Below are 18771 nucleotides of genomic sequence, written 5' to 3'. Positions count from 1 at the left end.
GCATATTGCGATCCTATGCACCGATGTTTTTCCATAATGCGAGCAGCTGGAGGAATATGTTTGATTTACAGAGCGATTCCGATGTGACGGATCAAATTCATACGTTTGACGTTCCGATAAAGCTGACGCGTGCGCAATTGGAAAAAATGCTGCGCGCCGTGGCGTCAGATGTCGACGATGTTAAAGTGCAGTCAAGCCCAGCAGAAACGGGCAATGCCTTAACGGCTATGGCGGTGAAAAAGGCGCAGGACCTTATCGAGATTACCAAGCGTCAACTACTTGACGATCAACGCCCTTTTCAAATTTGCGTTTTGTCGTTGACCAAATATGACTCTCCTTCGTGACGCATTGGAAGGGAATGGTGCGAGGATTCAAGACCATCGAGTGAATCTATATGTGTGTGCAACGATATGAACAGGTGGCGGTGATGTGGGTAGAAATTTAGCCAGCATCCTTTTGTATCGCAAAAGCCTTTATCAACGCATGCACCGCAGGGTCAGGATTAGCATTTCTAAGCGTGATGGCGCTGACGTCATAGCGCGCGCCGTCGCTGAGGGGCATGGGCATGACCGTCAGGTTAAGCGCACGTGCCTCGCGATGCGCGAAGGATGCGGGCAATAAGGTAATCATGTCGCTTTCCGCGACCAGAGCGAGGCACGACACGAGACTGAGAACGCGGTAATGCGGGAAGCCTGAGCGGCGATGTTTTTCCTCTATATCTGACGGAATGGCGGAACGGTAGTTTCTATCATAGCCCGGAATGGCCCATTTATACTGCAGCATTTCATCCGCGCCCAAGGTTCCTTGCAGCGCCGGATGGTCTTGGCGCATCACGGCAACATAGGCCTCGTCGATAATCTTATTGATGCGAAACAACCGCTGTTCGGGAATGGCGCTCACGCTCGTGGAGTGAAAAAGCAACATGTCCGCTTCGCGTTGGCGCAACCGGTCCGCGGCGATATCTAAAGGAAGAGTTTCGGCGGTCACGCGAATGTCGGGATACGCCTTGTAAAAGGAGGTGAGGGCTGGCGCTAAGGATGCTTCCATCACGGCGGGCCCGGCAATGAGCCGCAAATGTCGTGTGCCCGATAAGACTTCATCACCGATTTGATCGGCTAAAGCCAAAAGCTCCTCCGCCCTTTGCGCGAGGCGGTTGCCGGCATCTGTGGGGACAACGCTGCGTGTGGTCCTGTTGAACAATTCTGTGCCCAGTTCTTGTTCAAGCAATTGCAACGATTTGGTAAGCGCCGAATGTGTCATGCCAAGCTCGTGTGCGGCCCTGCTAAAGCTTTTGTGGCGATACACGGCGACAAACCGGGATAGTCTATTCAGATTTATATTCATGTTCCAATAATTACATAATATGCATTTATTATTCAATTTTATAAATTTTTGGCCCGTTTATTTCCGTCATCAATCTTGGGAGGGAAATGTGTGACCATAGGGCAGTTTATCAACCAAAATTGGTTCGTAATCGCACTTGCCGCTTTTGCACTGGGCATATTGTTCGAACTGGGCGCCATTCGCATGTTCAAACGCAAGGGCGATGTGCCGTTGAAAGATTCGGCGCTCTCGATTTTTCTGGGGCTCGCAAGTGACCCTGTAAACGCGATATTTGCCTTCATCACCACCGGCGCTTTGTTTGCCGCAGCCCCCTTTGCCGTGGGCGACATTCCCACCACTTGGGGAACGTTCTTATTGTGCTTCGTTCTCGATGATCTGCGGTTCTACGTGCACCACCGCATATGCCACCGCGTCCGGTGGGGTTGGGCCATGCATGTCGTGCATCATTCATCCACCAATTTTAACATGCCCATTGCGCTACGCCAAAGTTGGATGAAACATTTTACCGGCACGATGATGCTGAAAATTCCTCTGATTTTAATCGGCTTTGACCCGGTATTGGTTATTTTTTGCGGGGTCTTAAATGCCACCTACCAATTCTTCCTCCACACCGAGACGATTGATCGTTTGCCACGCTGGTTTGAATTTATTTTCAACACGCCGAGCCACCACCGTGTGCACCATGGGCGAAATCCAGAGTATTTGGATGCGAATTTTGCGGGCACGCTGATCATCTGGGATCGCATGTTTGGCACATTTGTGGAGGAGGACCGCGCCGTGCCCGTTGATTATGGCTTGGTCAAAAATCTGGAGACATTCAACCCCGTCACTATCTTAACGCATGAATATGTGGGCATAGCGCAAGATGCGACGCAGCGCGGGCTGAGTGTGTGGCAGAGATTGTGTTATATTTTTGCGCCGCCCGGCTGGAGCCATGATGGATCACGTTTGACATCAGCGGATATTAAACGTGAGGCGGGTTTGCTGACCCAAAATGATGCAATCGGGCCGTTGCCGAGAACATGATGCCCGCCCATTACGCATTATCGGATGCGGCCATAGTGCTCGTCTCCTTATTTGCAGGACAAGCGCTTTGGCGAAACATGAAGGCTTTGCCTGCATTTGCCATGGCGTGTTTCGGGGTGGCGGCCTGTATTGGCGTGGTGCGCTTTGGCGGCGGCTTGCAGGATGCATTGGCCGCGTTGCATTCCGGTGCGTCGCAATATTTGGGCCTTGCCGGGGCCTTCGCGATTTTGGCGCATTATTTGCTCCCGCCGAAAGGCCGAAATGGGATAGCAATAATTTTCATTATATTATCCGTTGCCTTGGCGATCTTCTGGTTCGCGAAACCCTTTCTGGGCCCCTTATTCTTGCTGGCTCTTGCGGTTGCATTTGCTGCCTCGATTGTGCGGCCCGGCCCATCGCGGCCTTCATGGCTTGTGCCTGTTGCCTGCGCCGTGATGCTTGCAAATACATTGTTCATCCGCCGTGCGGCGTGGCTGGATGAGGCGGTATCTTGGCATGCCTATCATCTAATCATCGCGCTGGCGCTCGCGGCGCTGGCAAAGGGTTTGATGACTACCAAACAGCGCGTGTCGTAACCAAAATCCAGCCTGTCTGACGGCCGGTGTTGAATAGGCGTTCAATGTTTGATACGCCAGCTCATGCCTCAAGTTAAAACTGATCGTCGTCAACATATTATTGCCTCGGCAATTGCTGTTTTGGCTGAATATGGAATAGTTGAATTCACGTTCAATAAGGTTGCGCGCCATGCAAATATCTCGGCGGCGCTGATCGTGCATTATTTCACGAGCAAAGACGCCTTGCTCGAAGCCGCCTTCCGCGCCGTCGTACGCCAGTTGAACCATCAGGCAACGGCGCGCCTCCAGCTGGCTGCCGGACCCCGCGCGCGCATAGAGGCGTTGGTGGACTCGCATTTGGGGCATAATGATTTTTCCGAGGAAATGGCGCGGGTTTGGTTGTCTTTCTGGGGACAGGCGCTGCATGTGCCGCAACTGGCGCGCGTGCAAAGGGCGCATCAACAACGCATGTTGTCGAATTTAAAGTTTGATCTGCGAAAGCTGGTCGACACGCGTGAAATATTACCCATGGCGCATACCATAGCGGCTATGATTGACGGCGTCTGGCTGCGTGCGGCGATGAATGGCGGGGCGGCGCTGCAGAATGGGTTGGCCCGCGACCTTATTTTTGATTTCATTGCGCGCAATGTGTCTGCCACGCGACCTGCGCCGCTTGCATCGCATTTTGACACGATCAACCCAGCGACAGGGCAATTGCTCGCGACCATCCGCATCGACGGACAGGCAGAGGTCGACAAGGCTGTGGCCCGCGCGGCCCATGCCCAAAAGCTATGGGCGAAAACGCCGGGTGTAGAGCGGGGGCGAATTCTGCACCGCGCCGCTGCTTTGCTGGTGGAACGCAATGACATTCTTGCGCGGCTTGAAACGCAAGATACGGGCAAGCCCATTCAAGAAACCAGCGCGGTGGATGTTATATCTGGTGCGGATTGTATCGAATATTATGCGGGGCTTGCGCGCACCATTGCCGGTGAACATCATGATCTGGGCACGGGTGCATTTGGCTACAGCCGACGGGAGCCCTTGGGCGTCGTTGCGGGCATTGGCGCGTGGAATTACCCCATACAAATTGCGTGTTGGAAATCTGCGCCCGCTTTGGCGTGCGGCAATGCCATGATCTTCAAGCCTGCGGAGTTGACGCCACTCACCGCGATAGAGCTTGAGAAAGTCTATCTTGAGGCGGGCCTTCCCGATGGTTTGTTTCAGGTCGTACAAGGCAAAGCCGAGACGGGCCGATTGCTCAGCCTCCATCCCGACATCGCCAAAGTGTCGCTGACCGGCGAAGTGGGCACGGGCAAAAAGGTGATGGTGGATGCTGCAGGCACGCTGAAATATGTTACCTTTGAACTGGGCGGAAAATCGGCTTTGATCATCTTTGAAGATGCCGATTTGGACGAAGCGGTATCGGGCGCGTTGCTCGCCAATTTTTATTCGGCGGGTGAAGTGTGCACCAACGGGACCCGCGTTTTTGTGCATAAAAATGTCCGTGATGCGTTTCTGGCAAAATTGAAGGCGCGGACGCAGGCGATGGTGATCGGCGACCCGCTCGATCCCGCCACGCAAATGGGCGCATTGATTTCGCAAGCGCATATGGAAAAGGTCTTAGGTTATATTGCTCTGGGGCGGGAGCAGGGCGCCACTTTGCTCACAGGCGGAAAGCGGGCGGTGCGTGGCAATCTGGCCCAAGGGGCGTTTATCGAGCCGACTATCTTTACGCACTGCACCGATGACATGGCTATTGTGCGCGAAGAGATTTTTGGTCCCGTCATGGCGGTGCTCGATTTCGAAGATGAGGCGGAGGTTGTCGCGCGGGCGAATGACACCGAATTTGGTTTGGCGGCCGGTATTTTCACCAACAATCTGACGCGCGCCCACCGTGTGATCGCGGCGTTGGAGGCGGGCACTTGCTGGATAAATACTTATAATATTACGCCAATTGAAATGCCATTTGGCGGCAATAAACAATCGGGTCTTGGCCGCGAAAATGGCAAGGCGGCGATTGAACATTATACCCAACTTAAAAGCGTCTATGTCGCGATGGAACCAATCGATGCACCCTATTGAGGCCGCAGATTATATCATTGTCGGCGCTGGGTCGGCTGGGTGCGTGCTGGCGGATCGGTTGAGCGCCGATGGTGCGCATCAGGTCATATTGCTAGAATATGGCGGCAGTGACCGCTCGGTCTTGATTCAGATGCCCGCCGCACTTGCCTACCCCATGAACACCAAAAGGTGGAATTGGGGTTATGAAAGCGAGCCGGAGCCGCATTTGAACAACCGACGCCTGAATTGCCCCCGCGGCAAGGGGCTGGGCGGATCATCATCCATCAACGGCCTTGTCTATGTGCGCGGCAACGCGCTCGATTTTGAACATTGGAAAGAAGAGGAAGGCGCAACAGGATGGGGCTATGCCGATGTGCTGCCTTATTTCAAACGCGCCGAAGGGCGGGCCGAAGGCGGGGACACCTACCGCGGCGGCGATGGCCCCTTGTCGACCAGCTATGGCCCGCTCGACAATCCGCTGCATCAGGCCTGGCTCGATGCGGCGCAGCAAGCGGGCTATAGCTTGACCGAAGATTATAACGGCTATGCCCAAGAAGGCTTTGGCCGGATGGATATGACGGTGCGGAACGGCACGCGCTGTTCAGCGGCGAAGGCCTATTTGTACGAAGCGCGCAAGCGAACCAATCTGAAAGTCATAGAAAAGGCACTGGTGACGCGCATCCTGTTTGACGGCACGCGCGCCATCGGGGTGGAGTATGAACGCGCAGGTCAAATGCATCAGGTGCACGCGGGGCGCGAAGTCATCTTGTCGGGCGGGCCTATCAATTCCGTGCAGCTGCTCAAGCTTTCCGGCATTGGTCCAGCAGAGGAGCTAAAAGCGCATGGCATTGAGGTGCGCGCGGACCGTCCGGGTGTGGGCGCGAACCTACAGGATCATCTGGAATTTTATTTCCAAATGGCCTGCACCCAGCCCATCACTTTGTACGGCAAGGCAAATCTGCTCGGTAAATTCATGGTCGGTGCACAATGGCTATTGGGTCGGTCGGGGTTGGGGGCGTCAAACCAGTTTGAGAGCTGTGGCTTCATCCGCAGCCGTGCCGGTATCAAATACCCCGATATCCAATATCATTTCTTTCCGATGGCGATCAATTATGACGGATCGTCGCTGGCATCCGAACATGGTTTTCAGGCCCATGTCGGCCCCATGCGGTCAAAAAGCCGGGGCACCGTAACGCTCAAAAGCGCAGATCCGCACGACAAGCCCAAAATCTTGTTCAACTATATGAGCCATCCTGACGATTGGACAGACATGCGGTCCTGTGTGCGGCTGACGCGGGAGATTTTCCAACAACCCGCCTTTGCGCCATTTCGCGGGCGTGAGATTCAACCCGGCGCGGACTGTGTTACCGATGCGCAAATTGACGCCTTCATTGCCGAACATGTCGAAAGCGCGCTGCACCCAAGTTGCACATGCAAGATGGGCAGCCCGCGTGACCCGATGGCCGTGGTTGACCCCGAATTGCGTGTCATCGGTGTCCAAGGGCTGCGCGTGGTGGATAGCGGCGTGATGCCGACCATCACCACAGGCAATTTGAATGCGCCAACGATCATGATCGGGGAAAAGGCGGCCGATCATATTCTTGGCAAGCCGATGCTCGCCCCATCGAATGCGCCATTTTACGTCGCGCCAAATTGGAATGATGCCCAAAGATGATAGAAACGATAGTTGAGCCAGCCCGTAAAGTTGATGTGATCCGCCACACCGATGTCCTCGTCGTCGGCTCTGGCCCCGGTGGCCTTGCGGCCGCATTGGCATCGGCGCGGGCGGGCGTCGAAACAACCTTGCTCGAACGTTATGGCTGTTTCGGCGGCAATATCACGCAGGTCGGGGTGGAGGGCTTCGCATGGTATCGGCACCCAGCCACCATCGACAGCGAAGGCATCGGGCGTGAATTTGAAGACCGCGCCAAATTGATGGGCGCGGCCATGCCGGAACCGCAATCGATCAGCCATAGTCTGGATGCCGAAGCCTTCAAATTTGTCGCAGATACGCTTGTCGAGGAAGCCGGCGTCATCCCCATGCTGCACCGATTATGTGTGGCGCCCATCATGGATGGGAACACAATCCGTGGCGTGATTGTCGAAAGCAAGGCGGGCCGGGAGGCCATTCTTGCCAAACGGGTGATTGACGCGACAGGGGATGCCGACATTGCCCACCGTGCTGGCGCGCCCACGCATATGCACCCCGTGGACGAAATGATGTCGGTCTCGGTCATGTTTTCCATGTGCGGCGTGAACAAGACGCGGTTCATCGATGCGGTAAAGGCCGATCCGCAAACCTATGGCGACTGGGCCGTGGGCGGGGAGTGGGAAGTGATTACCAGCGGTAAAGAGGATGAAATGTTCTCGCCCTTTTTGCGCAAGCCCTTTCAAAAGGCGTTAGAGGCGGGCCTGATACCCGATAGCGTTAAGACAATGGCTGGCACTTGGGGCACAGTGTCGGATCAGGGGGATTTGACCTATCTCAACATGTGTCATTTATATCTGGACGGCACAGACCCCGATGCCCTGACACATGGAGAAATGGCAGGGCGTAAGCAGGCAATGCATGCCATTGCAGCGTTGCAAGCGTTTATGCCCGGCTGCGAAGATGCCAAGTTGCGCAACTTCGGTATGACATTGGGCATTCGCGATACGCGCAAGATTGATGCGGTGTATAATATGACCGCCGATGATGTGATGGAGCAAGGCCGCTTTGACGATAGCATCGGTATCTTTCCCGAATTTATCGACGGCTATGGCTATCTTATCTTGCCGACGACAGGGCGCTATTTTCAACTGCCTTACCGGTCGATGTTACCCAAAAATGTCCGGCATTTGATTACCGCTGGCCGCGTGATTGGCGGCGATAAGGTCAGCCATGCTGCGGTCCGCAACATGATGTGCTGCGCCGTTGCGGGGCAGGGCGCGGGCGTTGCCGCGGCAATGGCCGTCAAATCGGATCGCGATTTTTCTGAGGTCAATATTAGCGACGTGCAACAAGAACTCCGCCGCCAAGGCGCGCGCCTATTTTAAGTTAGCGCCGTTACGAAGCGAGGTCAGATTCCAGCGTCGCTTGGAGGCGTTTGCGGAACAGCAGGATGAGAATGCCGCCAGCCAGCGCGATGGCGGCATCCATTGCCCAAAAAACCGACGGGTGCATTTGGTCAAAATAGCTGCCGATCCATCCCGCCAGCACATGCCCGATAAAGGGCGAGAGGAAGGCAACGCCCATCAAAATAGAGGCCATACCCGCAGGGGCGGCTCGGCTGACGATGGCTAAAGTTGTCGGCCAATAATACATCCAGGCCAGCCCCATGATCAGCCAGCCCGCAATGGCCCATCCGGCGTCCACACTGTCGGGCCCGCTGTGTCCCATATTGCCATAAGCGAAAAGAAGCGCGGCAACGGCAATTATGGTGGATCCAATACCGACCTTCGTCACGCTGCTCGGTTCGATGCCACGCTTTGCCTGCCATGCCCAAAATATCACCAGCGCAGGGGCCGCCAATATGGCGCCGATGGAATCCATCGATGCAAACCAACTGGAGGGCACGTCGCCCAGCGATGTCGCCAAATTCACATATTGATCGACCCACAAGATACCGATGCTCCACACCATCGGATAGGCAATTTCGGCCGGTATAGTCAGGGCAATGACGAGGAGGAGGACCCATAAGCGTTTGCGCTCAGCCTTGGTCATCGGCGCAGATTTTTCGCGTTTGCGGGCTACTGGACGATCATCGGGTAAATGGCGCTGACCCAATATATAGGCAAGCAGCGCAACCAGCATCAACACGGCGGCCACCGCGAACCCCGCATGCCAGCCATAGACCGCCGCAACCAGACCCGTCACGAGCGGCCCGCTTGCAGCGCCAATGCAGATACCGGTCGAAAAAATGGTGAAGCCGCGTGACCGCATGGACTCATCAGACGGGGGGTACAATGCGCCAACCTGCGCAGAAATATTGCCCTTCAGAAATCCTGACCCCAGGATCAGAAGCAAGAGCGCGAATAGAAAGCTGGCATAAAAGGACATCGCCAGATGCCCCGCGCTCATCAAGATGACGCCGAGCATTACCGTGCGCTTTGCCCCCAATATCCGGTCGGCAACCCAGCCCCCGACGATCGGCGTGAAATAGACAAGCCCGGCATACCAACCATAAATGATTGCGGAAAAAGCAACGTCGCTCATCGCCCCCCGAAACTCGAACAGATTGCGAAGGGCGGGGAGGCCAATGACCTGCGCCGCATTTTCCGGCAGCAGCAGCTCTTTCACCATATAGAGCGTGAGCAACGCCGACATCCCATAAAAGGAAAAGCGCTCCCACATCTCAGTGAAGGATAAATAGAATAAGCCTTTGGGGTGACCGGATGGCTGGCCAATAGCGGTTTGTTCGATGCTACCCACGCTTATTCCCCCGATATTCTGTGCGCCCTAGTCGCATGTGTTACTATGCCCGCTTAAGTGCAGGGTGCAAGGGAATGATGGACGCTGCTAAGCGCACAGTAGCAATATCATCGCATCACGTTAGGATAGCCGACTTTGATAGGAAACATCGCGGCAGTAGTGCCCAATATTTTGATGATCGTACATATGATCTGAAGAGGAGCCGAGCGTGAAATTTAGCTTTGCCGCCTTAACGCTTGCACCTTTTTGTGCATTCCTACTGGCAAGTTGTGGCGGAGACAGCTCGGGCTCCACTGCGAACGCTGGCACGCCCAACCAATCACAAGGGACATCTACGCCCGCGGCAACCGCGCCCTTTATCGAAATCAAATTTGCTTATGAGGTCCATAGGTTTGCGACACGCGATCTTGTGCCGACTTATACCTATGCCGGGGTAAATTATCCCGGCGGTGTTGCTGATATCTTCCCTCAAGCCAGCATGGCTTTGGATTTTGAGGGGGGGCGATACCCAGAGGTCATCATTCCGTTGAGCAAGGCTTATGGTACCCCCGCTTATGCGGCCTTACCTTATGTGCTGCTCTCAAACGCGGATGGCCGTCTGCGCTATGATTCTGGATTGAACGCCCAATTGCCCTCTGTCTTTGGCGCGCGGCGGGCCGCAGCTTTGCAGGTTGCGGGGAAGCCGATGGCATTTTTCGTGGCGCACAATGTTTCGGGTTCATATCGCGATCCCAAAGCACATGGCAGCGCTGTCCTGATTGGGCAAAGGTCCGGAACCATTGGGGCCGTTGCGAATGCGATCCCGCGCTTACCCCATAAGGATACATTGCCAGATGATGCGGTGGACGCCCATTCGATGGCAGCGGGCGACGTGAATGGTGATGGCTTAGATGATATATTAATCGGAAACTGGACGGCTTTTGGAGATGGCTTCCGCCCTGTCTTACTCACGCAGCAGTCCAGCGGACGATTTACGGCATCAAACGACCCATTTTTTGAACAATTGCTTTCGGTTCCGATGACCAATCCAAGATCGGAGGGCAATGAGGGCTTCAACCTTCTTCTCGATCTGCATCTGGCTGATCTGAACGGCGACAGATTTGCTGATCTCGTGGCCGGATTTGGCCATGGCTCGACACCGAGCCTGCTTTTCTTCAACAAGAATGGGCGCTTTTTTTTCAATGAGGGCGTGGCTTTGCCACCCAGCATTTATGGCATTGATACAAATCTGCATATGGAAACCAGAAGCGCCGATTTCGACAAGGATGGCGATTTGGACTTGCTTATCCAACATTCCAGATATGTCCCTTATTATGGCGGCAATTATCTGCAGCTGCTGAGAAATGATCGGGGCGTCTTTACCGATATAACCGCCGACGCGATCCCGCAGGATCAATCGGACATCCGCGCGGCGCGCCTCAACTGGTCACCTGATGTTTTTATACAAGATCTAGATGGTGATAGCCTGAAAGACATTGTCTACGGCCTCAGCAATGGCCAACTGCTTGTGTTCTTCAATCAGGGGTCTGGCCGCTTTTCGCGTTTGGCAGCGACGCTCCCTCAAAACCAATCGGGGCGTTTGTTAGCCGTGGGAGATTTCAACGCTGATGGCGGTCCTGAACTTTTATATTATCAATATGGCGGCTCTGCGACCGAGAAAGCCTACATCATCAATACGTTTAATCTCAGCTTCAAAAAGCCATGATGACCTAGATGAACGCAGCTACTGTCGCGCCGAAACAGTAATGAAGCATGAACGCTTGCCTAACCGACATTCCGCGCAATACTATTTTTTGGCTATTACTGACTGTTGCGGAACGCAAAGCGCAAAAGATAATACCATAAAGGTTTTGGGTAACGCACGATCTGGTTCAACCGTCGCCTCGTGCCCCGTGTCGGGACTACTGCTATGTGGTGGTACATGCGCAAGATTGCGGTCATTATGCGGCCTCCTTTTTTTCTGAAATGGTGTCGGCGTATGTCTGGAATAGTTCCGTAAAGTGCTCGTCGAGTGTGCGAGCAGTCATAGCTGCGCGGTGCGAAGCCGACCGAAGCTGATGTTGATCGCGATCCAAAAGCCGCATGAGCGCCAGTGCAGCATCATGCGCGTTCCCAGGCACATACGTTTCGCTGAAATCAGGATGGGCAATATCTGCGACCGCGCCTGCATTTGGGAGTAGCAAAGGCAGCCCAGACGCCAGAGCCTCCGACGCGACAAGTCCAAATGTTTCTGCAGATGACCCATGCACCAGCGCATCGCAACTCGCCATTATCGTCGCCAGCGCGGTGCGATTGCGGACAGGCTCAAGCAACTGGATATGCGGGTTGCCGTTTACGTGCTCAATGATTGACGCCTGCTGGTGGCCATTGCCAATCAACACTAAGCCCACTGGCCGTTTTGCCGCCACCCGGGATACCGCATCAACTAGGCAAGGCCAGCGTTTTTCAGGCGTATGGCGCCCAATGCCCAATAACAATGTCGCCGTATCGGGTAAGTTACAACGGGCCAACAAATCCCGGCGAACCGACATATGTCTCCGTGCCGGCGAAAAGACCCCTGCATCTACCCCCATGGGGATATTGACAGCACCAAAGATGCCGCCACTGGCCAGCCTTTTTTGAAGGCTGGGCGATGCACATACGGTGTAGTCAAAACTGTTACACATGCGCCTGAGATAACGCCAGAACCACTCAAACTGCCGATCAATGGTATCGTGCGAGGCAACGCCATCGAACCAGCGATAGGCCCAAGCCGACAGCGGGTCATGATGCATGAATATCGACCGAAGAGCCTTGCCGTTCCAGCTTCGGGCAATCCATGCACCGCGCCATGGGGAGGATGCCTCCAGCACATCGGGTTGTTCGGCGTCCAAAATGGCGTGAACTGGCGCCGCGTCCCAGAACATGCCATATTTTTTGTCAAAAGGCAGCGGCGGCGCTTTTACATAGATGATGCGGCACTCGTTTCCATATTCGACCACTTCGTCTCTATTGCCCGGCGCAATTACCGTTATGGCATGCCCAAGCCGCGCTCCAAATGCGAGCTTCGCATGGATATATGTCCGGACGCCGCCACCTTCGGGCGCGTAAAATTCGCAGACATCGACGATCTTCATGGCTGCCCCCCGGCCGTTTGACTTTTGACCGGGCCAACGCCAATTCCTTGCCGATAATTCATGACAATTGAAATCGGCCGCACACCCGCCTCAACCGCAAGTGCGACTGCCTTGGCCTTTGGTTTACGCAAGCCCAACCTGGGGTTGTTGGCAAAACCGACCCCATCCCCCGAAAGACCGAACTTTCCATTATCATCACGATCATGCAGCAGCGCCAACGCATATCGTCCAGGAGCCGGCGCGCGAATGCATATCGAGACGGGGCCGGCACTCGGCATCGTCATCGGCACCCGCCTAAAGGGTTTGCCAGCCGCAATCAGTAGCTTGTCGCTTTGAAGGAAATCAGCATCATTGTCGGGGTAAAGTTCCAGGATGAGCTTACCTTTGCGGTCCTTTAAGCCGATAACGGTCACGCTTACCGCTGGGCCTGTTTCCGCCGCCCGACAATCTGCGCCACTTCGCCCGCGTTCCGCCTTAGGTGGGACGTTAGCGTGCGCGGAAACAGATGCGCCGATGATTGCGAGGGCCAAGATATACTTCATGACGATTTGCCCATTTCGGGAAATATGTCGCGATTTCGGAAAAGCAGCGCCAATGCCCCCAATAATGCCGCGACCAATATATGTAGTGCCAAGATTGTGGTCGCCGTAAGTGTTATCAGTGTTGAAACCGCGCTGTCCTGGCCGACTAAGAATATAGCGATGACGGCGAAAAGGGCTTCCTTATTCGGCAAAAACGGTAACCGTCCGACCAGGAGCCGTATCATCGATAAGACCAGCCAAAAGCCAAAATGCGGTCCTGGTAAAATTATGAACCATAATAAGGCACACAAAAGCACGCCTGCCGCTAAACGAAGAATGTGGACTCCAAAAATCCACCATAGTTGCGTACGCTCAAGCGTGAATACACGGCGCGAAAAGAACAATATCAGGAACGACAGCAACAACAGGGCAGCGGCGCATATGACGGACGTATCCGTATAGGCGCCAAGATGCAGTTGCGACAAAAATGGATAGGTTAGAAGCAACAACAGCAACGCGACGAGATTTGCCGCCAAGGCAGAGAGAATGTTGACGTCCTTTATGGCCCCAAAGGGCGCCGCGCTTAATTCCGTGCGTTTACGCGCCCATAGATAAAAATAGACTTCGCCAGAATAGGATATGAGCACTTCATTGCCGATGCGTTTGGCAAGAAGGATAAAAAAGCCTGACGCAGGCAATGCCCAAAGACGCCGAAAAATAATCCAGTCGGCAATGGGAAGAGCGAAATATAATGCGAGTAGAACCGGCAGAAACCATAAATTTTGCGGTAATGCATTGTGCAACTGCTTCGCGTCTATCTGGCCAAGTTGAAGCACGAGGGCGATCAACAAAGCACCCGACAGGATACGCGACAGCCAGGTCGACCAAAGCTTTCGCTCGGGCTTGAGCGCTGGCAAATCAAGATGCGCAAAAGGTGTGGCGGTCAAGGTCACGCGACAACCCAGTTGCGGTCTCGCAGAACTGTATCGCGCTGTCCACGCGCATCGAACCGATTGGCTAAAAACCGGTAGAAAAAGTCATGCTGCCGTGACCGCGGGGTCAAATGGTACATCACACGCTCCGCCAGCGTCCAACGTACATTGCGGCGGTCAGCCCGACGGTCTGATGTCGTGCACCAAAATTTCGAATGATAAATTTGCCGTCCCTGTTTCAGCACGCGGTGCATCAATTCATGATCTTTTAAAACATATGGCCACAAAGAAGGATCATACCCTCCTGCGGCCTGCAATGCGGCTGTCCGGAAAGTCTGCGCGGCCCCGCTGGTATGGTTTTGATGTGGCAAAATATTCGCAGCGAGCAGCCGGTGCATCATGCTGCCCAAGCCCGCAAAAAATCGTTCGCGGCGAAGATAGGCACATGCAGCGACATACTCCGCGCCATTTGTGTCAAACAGCAAAGTCGCAGCTTCTAGATAATGCGGTGGATAATAAGTGTCGGCGTCACAAATCGCCGTGAATTCCGAATCGACCGCTGCGATTCCGGTCTGCAAGGCATAAACCTGACCAGGCCGAGGTTCATGTAAGAAGGTTACGTTGCCATGATGATCAGCAAGCTGCATGCGTGCATTATCAATGCAGCCGTCGGTCGAACCGTTGTCGACGATGATCAAATCAAAAACTGTCGTCTGTGCAATAATCGACTCTAAGGTCTGTGGCAAAAAGTCTGCCTCATTATAAACAGGTATGACAATAGACCAACGCACAAGCTACCCCCGATAAACTAAGTAGCCATTGCATTCATTTACCAAAGCGTAGTGTCAGAACTGCGTCAGATTTATGATAGAAATATATACGCGCTGTCACAAAAGTCTCCTGAGGGTTCCTGATGGTCATTCAGAGCAAAGCGTTCGGCTTCCCGCCCGGTACCCCGCAGACCAATCCGAACATCACCGTCAATAGCCATAAACCGCATTCCTCCGACTTTCTCAGCCCAATCAGGAACTTGGCGAATGAACACAGAAATTTGTGCACGATTTGTGCATAGCTAAAAAGCTTTATTTAAGCCGCAATCGGCACATCGCTGCGTTTAAATATTGTTATATATCAATGAGTTAAATGGCGCACCCAAGAGGATTCGAACCTCTGGCCTCTGCCTTCGGAGGGCACTTAATGATTAAAATAATTGTTATAAATCAATAACTTATTATGTATTTTTGGGTCGTGTGCACGTTTTGTGCATTTTTTAGCTGTGCAAAATTCGTCATATTCTGACTGTTTTACAGATATTTAAGATGATTTTTAGAAGCCGATTTTCTGTGCTCGTTGGTCTGGTCGGAGTTGCCGTCTACGATAGGGAAATTCACCGTCAAAATTCACCCTCAAGGGTCGGACGGATGCCTTCAAGATCCAAAATATACCCTTCTTTAAGTCTCTTGAACGCTCGGATCTTTTTGCTAGAACCAACGGTAATTGGATCGGTGATTACGCATTGGAAGCTTTATATGAGCAACCCTTGCTGCAGTGGGTGGAAACCAGGGGGCGCATATGAAACACGCAATAAAATCTGTTGTCTTGGCACTTTCCCTTATTTTAGCAAATGTCAGCGTTGCCTATGCGCAGCCTTCTGTGAAGGCTCAGATGGCTTACAATGAAGGTGACTACGAAACAGCATTGAGAGAATGGCGCCCGTTAGCAAAACAAGGGAATGCGGATGCGCAGAGAGCTCTTGGTGAAATGTACCTCAGTGGTAACGGCGTCACGCAAGATTACAACGAAGGCGTGAAGTGGCTCCGCTTGGCGGTAGAACAAGGGAATGCGGATGCGCAGAGAGCTCTTGGTGACATGTACTCCTTTCGCTACACTGGTAATGGCGTTCAGGAAGATTACGACGAAGCCGTGAAATGGTACCGGTTGGCAGCAGAGCAAGATAATGCGGTTGCCCAGTATAATCTTGGTGAATTGATGGTCCGCATCGGTGATGTCGGCTCGGAAGTTTACAAAGAGGGATTGAAATGGCTCCAGTCGGCAGCAATGGGAGGGAATGCGGATGCCCAGAACGCTCTCGGTACGATGTACTTCGAAGGACAAGGTGTCCCGCAAAATTACAAAGCAGCATTGCAGTGGTACCGCTTGTTAGCAGTAAAAGGGGACAAAGATGCGCAGAACCGGATTGGGGAGATATACCGCAAGGGTGAAGGTATCACGCAAGATTACAACGAAGCCGTGAATTGGTTCCGCTTAGCAGCAGAACAAGACAATGCAGATGCTCAGATCAATCTTGCTGATATGTACTACGACGGTGAGGGTGTCACGCAAGATTACAAAGAAGCAATGAAGTGGTACCGCTCGGCAGCAGAGCAAGGGAATGTGGATGCCCAGAACTCTCTCGGTACGATGTACTACGACGGTAAGGGCGTCACACAAGATTACGACGAAGCGGTAAACTTGTACCGCTCAGCCGCAGACCAGGGGGATGCAGTAGGGCAGACCAGTCTTGGTTTGATGTACTACGACGGTGAGGGTGTCACGCAAGATTACAATGAAGCCGTGAATTGGTTCCGCTTAGCAGCAGAGCAAGGGAATGTGAATGCCCAGAACGCCCTCGGTACGATGTACTACGACGGTAAGGGCGTCACACAAGATTACGACGAAGCGGTAAACTTGTACCGCTCAGCCGCAGACCAAGGTAATTCAGTCGCAATGTGCAACCTTGGTCAAATGTACGAAAAGGGTGAGGGCGTTGCTAAAGACAATGCTCAGGCAGTGAACTTGTGCCGCAAGGCTGCCGAAGAGGGTGACGAGGATGCTAAAGCGTTACTTCGTCGTCTTGGAGCGTAATAGACTGATGTGCTAAACTTTGCGCCGACAGCTCACTTGGCAATGTTGGCTTAATTTTAGGCAGTGAAGGAATTCGGGGTTTCTACCGCCGCCCTTCGGAGGGCATATAATGATTAAAATAATCATTATAAATCAATAATTTATGACGTATTTCTGGGTCGTGTGCACGATTTGTGCATTTTCTAGCTGTGCAAAATTCGTCATATTCTACTGGTTTTACAGATAGTTAAGATGATTTTGGAGCTTGTTTGAGATGCGCTCAGATCAGTTACGTAGCCATTAGCTCCAGCCGTTCTGATATTTGGTTTTACGAAATACGGGAATGCGGATCTTCGCACTCCCGTAAACGCCAGACCTTCCGTGTCCATTCTGCAGGACATTAAGGTCTATTTAGGTACTCTTAAGGTAGGACAGTGATGTCCTCATCCAGAAAAGCTCCTGCGACTGACCCACTAGCAATTCTTGCACTTGTCCCAGTGACAAAAAATCCAACTACTGGCACCAGAATGATTGCTCCAACAACGCCTGCAGTTCCGGTCACACCCTTATCGTCAAACGTACCTGATAGTCTTACCTGTCTTCCACCAACAGTGGCGTACAAGACCCTTGCGGTAATGTGCCCTGACTTGCCCCACATCCCTTTGTTGCGAACTTCAGTAATCTCGCCTTGTACAGGTGACCCCGATGGAATGACTATTTTTCCATTCAACATTAGGGTCTCAGCTATTTCCATTCGAAAGCGTTGCCCTACACGTGCTACCTTGCGTTCAGTGGTAAGTTCTTCGAGCAAGCGAACCGATACGCCCGTGCCAGCCCGCAGGATGTTGTCCTTAGACGGCGCAATTGCTGCAACTGTAGGCTCTGCAGCCAAAGAAGCTGTTGCTGGTTGCGATGTTGTGTTTGATTGAGCGAAAGCAGGTGCGCTTGCCAAAGCAAGCCCTGCACATAATAATAATTTCATAGTTTCCCTGACGTACAAATTGTTAAATAGTATTCTACCGTCGTGCGTTTCTAATTCCGCTCGGGTGTTCGCCCGAATATGATCAGAGTCAATTTATTTCAGGTCAGCCTTATTATTATTGAAATCGTCAATATTGGATAGATCACGATTTCCTTTTTGCGGCAGTGAGGGAATTCGGGGTTTCTGCCGCCGCCCTTCGGAGGGCACTTAATGATTAAAATAATTATTATAAATCAATAATTTATTATGTATTTTTGGGTCGTGTGCACGTTTTGTGCATTTTTTAGCTGTGCAAAATTCGTCATATTATGCAAATTTTACAGATAGATAACTCAATTTTTTGAGCGCTTGATTCTATTTTGTACTCCAACGCTCCTCTATGTATCGTGTTCCGAACTGCTCATCGCCCAGTGGGGGACATTTTCGGTCTAGCGCACTGCCCACATTTAGATCATCACCAGAAGCTAGCAATCAATGGGCAAGGTATTTGAAGATCATGGTGTCAGCTCAAGAAGATAGGGAGATAGTCGACTTTTTGGGAAGCTTTTCCCTGCTCAAGGAGATATGCGACGACGATCCAATCGAATTGGCAAAACTGTGTCTAACGGACGACAGCGCCATTCAGATAGCTTCGAAATGCTTTTCAGCCTATCACGCTATAAAAGAGCGAGAACATCTCAATCCAAGCGCGCAACTGGAAAGGCTTTGCTGCCCCTGTGCTGAATGTCATCAGCCAAGGCCTTCACCCTATCAACCCGACGCGCAGCGACGACGACCTGCGCGCCTGCTTTCGCACATAGTCTGGCGAAATGGGCACCCAGACCAGATGATGCGCCCGTGATCATGACCGTGCGGCCTGCAAGTGTGCCCATACCGTGGACCATTTCTTTAAAAGCGCGACCGGGCAGGCTTAAAAGGCGAACTCGGCCCGGACGCCATATGTGCGCGGCGCCGCATAGCTGCCAACGTCAGCAAGCGTC

Annotated in this window: 16 protein-coding genes; 8 read left to right on the top strand and 8 right to left on the bottom strand. The window is 53.0% G+C overall.

Translation table 11 applies throughout. From position 1 onward, the window contains the following. Positions 1 to 56 precede the first annotated feature (56 nt). Complete coding sequence (locus Q0O33_RS07845) at positions 57 to 344, top strand: hypothetical protein (protein ID WP_295497975.1); 288 nt, start codon at positions 57 to 59, stop codon at positions 342 to 344. Positions 345 to 441: 97 nt separating this feature from the next. Here the strand turns inward: Q0O33_RS07845 and Q0O33_RS07840 are convergent, their stop codons facing one another. Continuing rightward, positions 442 to 1344, bottom strand: coding sequence for a LysR family transcriptional regulator (locus Q0O33_RS07840; RefSeq protein WP_295497973.1), 903 nt, complete (start codon positions 1342 to 1344; stop codon positions 442 to 444). Positions 1345 to 1434: 90 nt separating this feature from the next. Between Q0O33_RS07840 and Q0O33_RS07835 the strand changes: the two genes are divergently transcribed. The 5 genes from Q0O33_RS07835 (at position 1435) to Q0O33_RS07815 (ending at position 8021) form a co-directional block, all read left to right on the top strand. Continuing rightward, positions 1435 to 2370 (top strand): sterol desaturase family protein, encoded by a 936-nt coding sequence (locus Q0O33_RS07835; RefSeq protein WP_295497971.1) that lies wholly within the window; start codon positions 1435 to 1437, stop codon positions 2368 to 2370. Beyond that, entirely contained in the window at positions 2367 to 2945 is a 579-nt protein-coding gene (locus tag Q0O33_RS07830) for a hypothetical protein (protein WP_295497969.1), read from the top strand. Before Q0O33_RS07835 ends, Q0O33_RS07830 begins: the two co-directional genes overlap by 4 nt. Positions 2946 to 3008: 63 nt before the next feature. Continuing rightward, positions 3009 to 5006, top strand: coding sequence for a betaine-aldehyde dehydrogenase (gene betB / locus Q0O33_RS07825; RefSeq protein WP_295497966.1), 1998 nt, complete (start codon positions 3009 to 3011; stop codon positions 5004 to 5006). Beyond that, entirely contained in the window at positions 4993 to 6660 is a 1668-nt protein-coding gene (gene betA, locus Q0O33_RS07820) for a choline dehydrogenase (protein WP_295497964.1), read from the top strand. The genes betB and betA overlap by 14 nt, the downstream gene beginning before the upstream one ends. Next, complete coding sequence (locus tag Q0O33_RS07815) at positions 6657 to 8021, top strand: FAD-dependent oxidoreductase (RefSeq protein ID WP_295497962.1); 1365 nt, start codon at positions 6657 to 6659, stop codon at positions 8019 to 8021. The genes betA and Q0O33_RS07815 overlap by 4 nt, the downstream gene beginning before the upstream one ends. A 10-nt stretch (positions 8022 to 8031) precedes the next feature. Here Q0O33_RS07815 and Q0O33_RS07810 read toward each other — a convergent pair whose 3' ends face one another. After that, positions 8032 to 9396, bottom strand: coding sequence for a peptide MFS transporter (locus tag Q0O33_RS07810; protein WP_295497960.1), 1365 nt, complete (start codon positions 9394 to 9396; stop codon positions 8032 to 8034). 208 nt (positions 9397 to 9604) lie between these two features. Here Q0O33_RS07810 and Q0O33_RS07805 point away from each other — a divergent pair, with 208 nt between their 5' ends. Then, positions 9605 to 11101: an FG-GAP-like repeat-containing protein gene (locus Q0O33_RS07805; RefSeq protein WP_295497958.1), complete on the top strand. Its 1497-nt coding sequence runs from the start codon at positions 9605 to 9607 to the stop codon at positions 11099 to 11101. A gap of 235 nt (positions 11102 to 11336) precedes the next feature. Here Q0O33_RS07805 and Q0O33_RS07800 read toward each other — a convergent pair whose 3' ends face one another. From Q0O33_RS07800 to Q0O33_RS07785, 4 genes are read right to left on the bottom strand one after another with little or no spacing between them, the layout of a single operon-like run. Continuing rightward, on the bottom strand, positions 11337 to 12512 hold the full coding sequence (locus Q0O33_RS07800) for a glycosyltransferase (protein WP_295497956.1): 1176 nt from the start codon (positions 12510 to 12512) through the stop codon (positions 11337 to 11339). Then, on the bottom strand, positions 12509 to 13054 hold the full coding sequence (locus Q0O33_RS07795) for a DUF2141 domain-containing protein (protein ID WP_295497954.1): 546 nt from the start codon (positions 13052 to 13054) through the stop codon (positions 12509 to 12511). The genes Q0O33_RS07800 and Q0O33_RS07795 overlap by 4 nt, the downstream gene beginning before the upstream one ends. Further along, entirely contained in the window at positions 13051 to 13986 is a 936-nt protein-coding gene (locus tag Q0O33_RS07790; RefSeq protein ID WP_295497952.1) for a hypothetical protein, read from the bottom strand. The genes Q0O33_RS07795 and Q0O33_RS07790 overlap by 4 nt, the downstream gene beginning before the upstream one ends. Then, on the bottom strand, positions 13983 to 14756 hold the full coding sequence (locus Q0O33_RS07785) for a glycosyltransferase family A protein (protein WP_295497950.1): 774 nt from the start codon (positions 14754 to 14756) through the stop codon (positions 13983 to 13985). The genes Q0O33_RS07790 and Q0O33_RS07785 overlap by 4 nt, the downstream gene beginning before the upstream one ends. Before the next feature lie 781 nt (positions 14757 to 15537). On the opposite strand from Q0O33_RS07785, the gene Q0O33_RS07780 reads away from it, so the two are divergent. Beyond that, the gene (locus Q0O33_RS07780; protein WP_295497948.1) at positions 15538 to 16830 is read left to right on the top strand and encodes a tetratricopeptide repeat protein; all 1293 of its coding nucleotides are present in this window, start codon (positions 15538 to 15540) and stop codon (positions 16828 to 16830) included. A 400-nt stretch (positions 16831 to 17230) separates the two neighbouring features. Here Q0O33_RS07780 and Q0O33_RS07775 read toward each other — a convergent pair whose 3' ends face one another. Both Q0O33_RS07775 and Q0O33_RS07770 read right to left on the bottom strand, forming a co-directional pair. After that, a complete protein-coding gene (locus Q0O33_RS07775) occupies positions 17231 to 17791 on the bottom strand; it encodes a hypothetical protein (protein ID WP_295497947.1) in 561 nt (186 codons plus the stop codon). Between the two features lie 677 nt (positions 17792 to 18468). Continuing rightward, positions 18469 to 18663 (bottom strand): SDR family NAD(P)-dependent oxidoreductase, encoded by a 195-nt coding sequence (locus Q0O33_RS07770; RefSeq protein ID WP_295497946.1) that lies wholly within the window; start codon positions 18661 to 18663, stop codon positions 18469 to 18471. Positions 18664 to 18771: the final 108 nt, after the last annotated feature.

The sequence above is a fragment of the Sphingorhabdus sp. EL138 genome, assembly GCF_945862485.1.
GTDB lineage: Bacteria > Pseudomonadota > Alphaproteobacteria > Sphingomonadales > Sphingomonadaceae > Sphingorhabdus_B.
The sequence above is the reverse complement of the archived record's forward strand: the minus strand, read 5'-3'. Positions and strand labels throughout refer to the sequence as shown.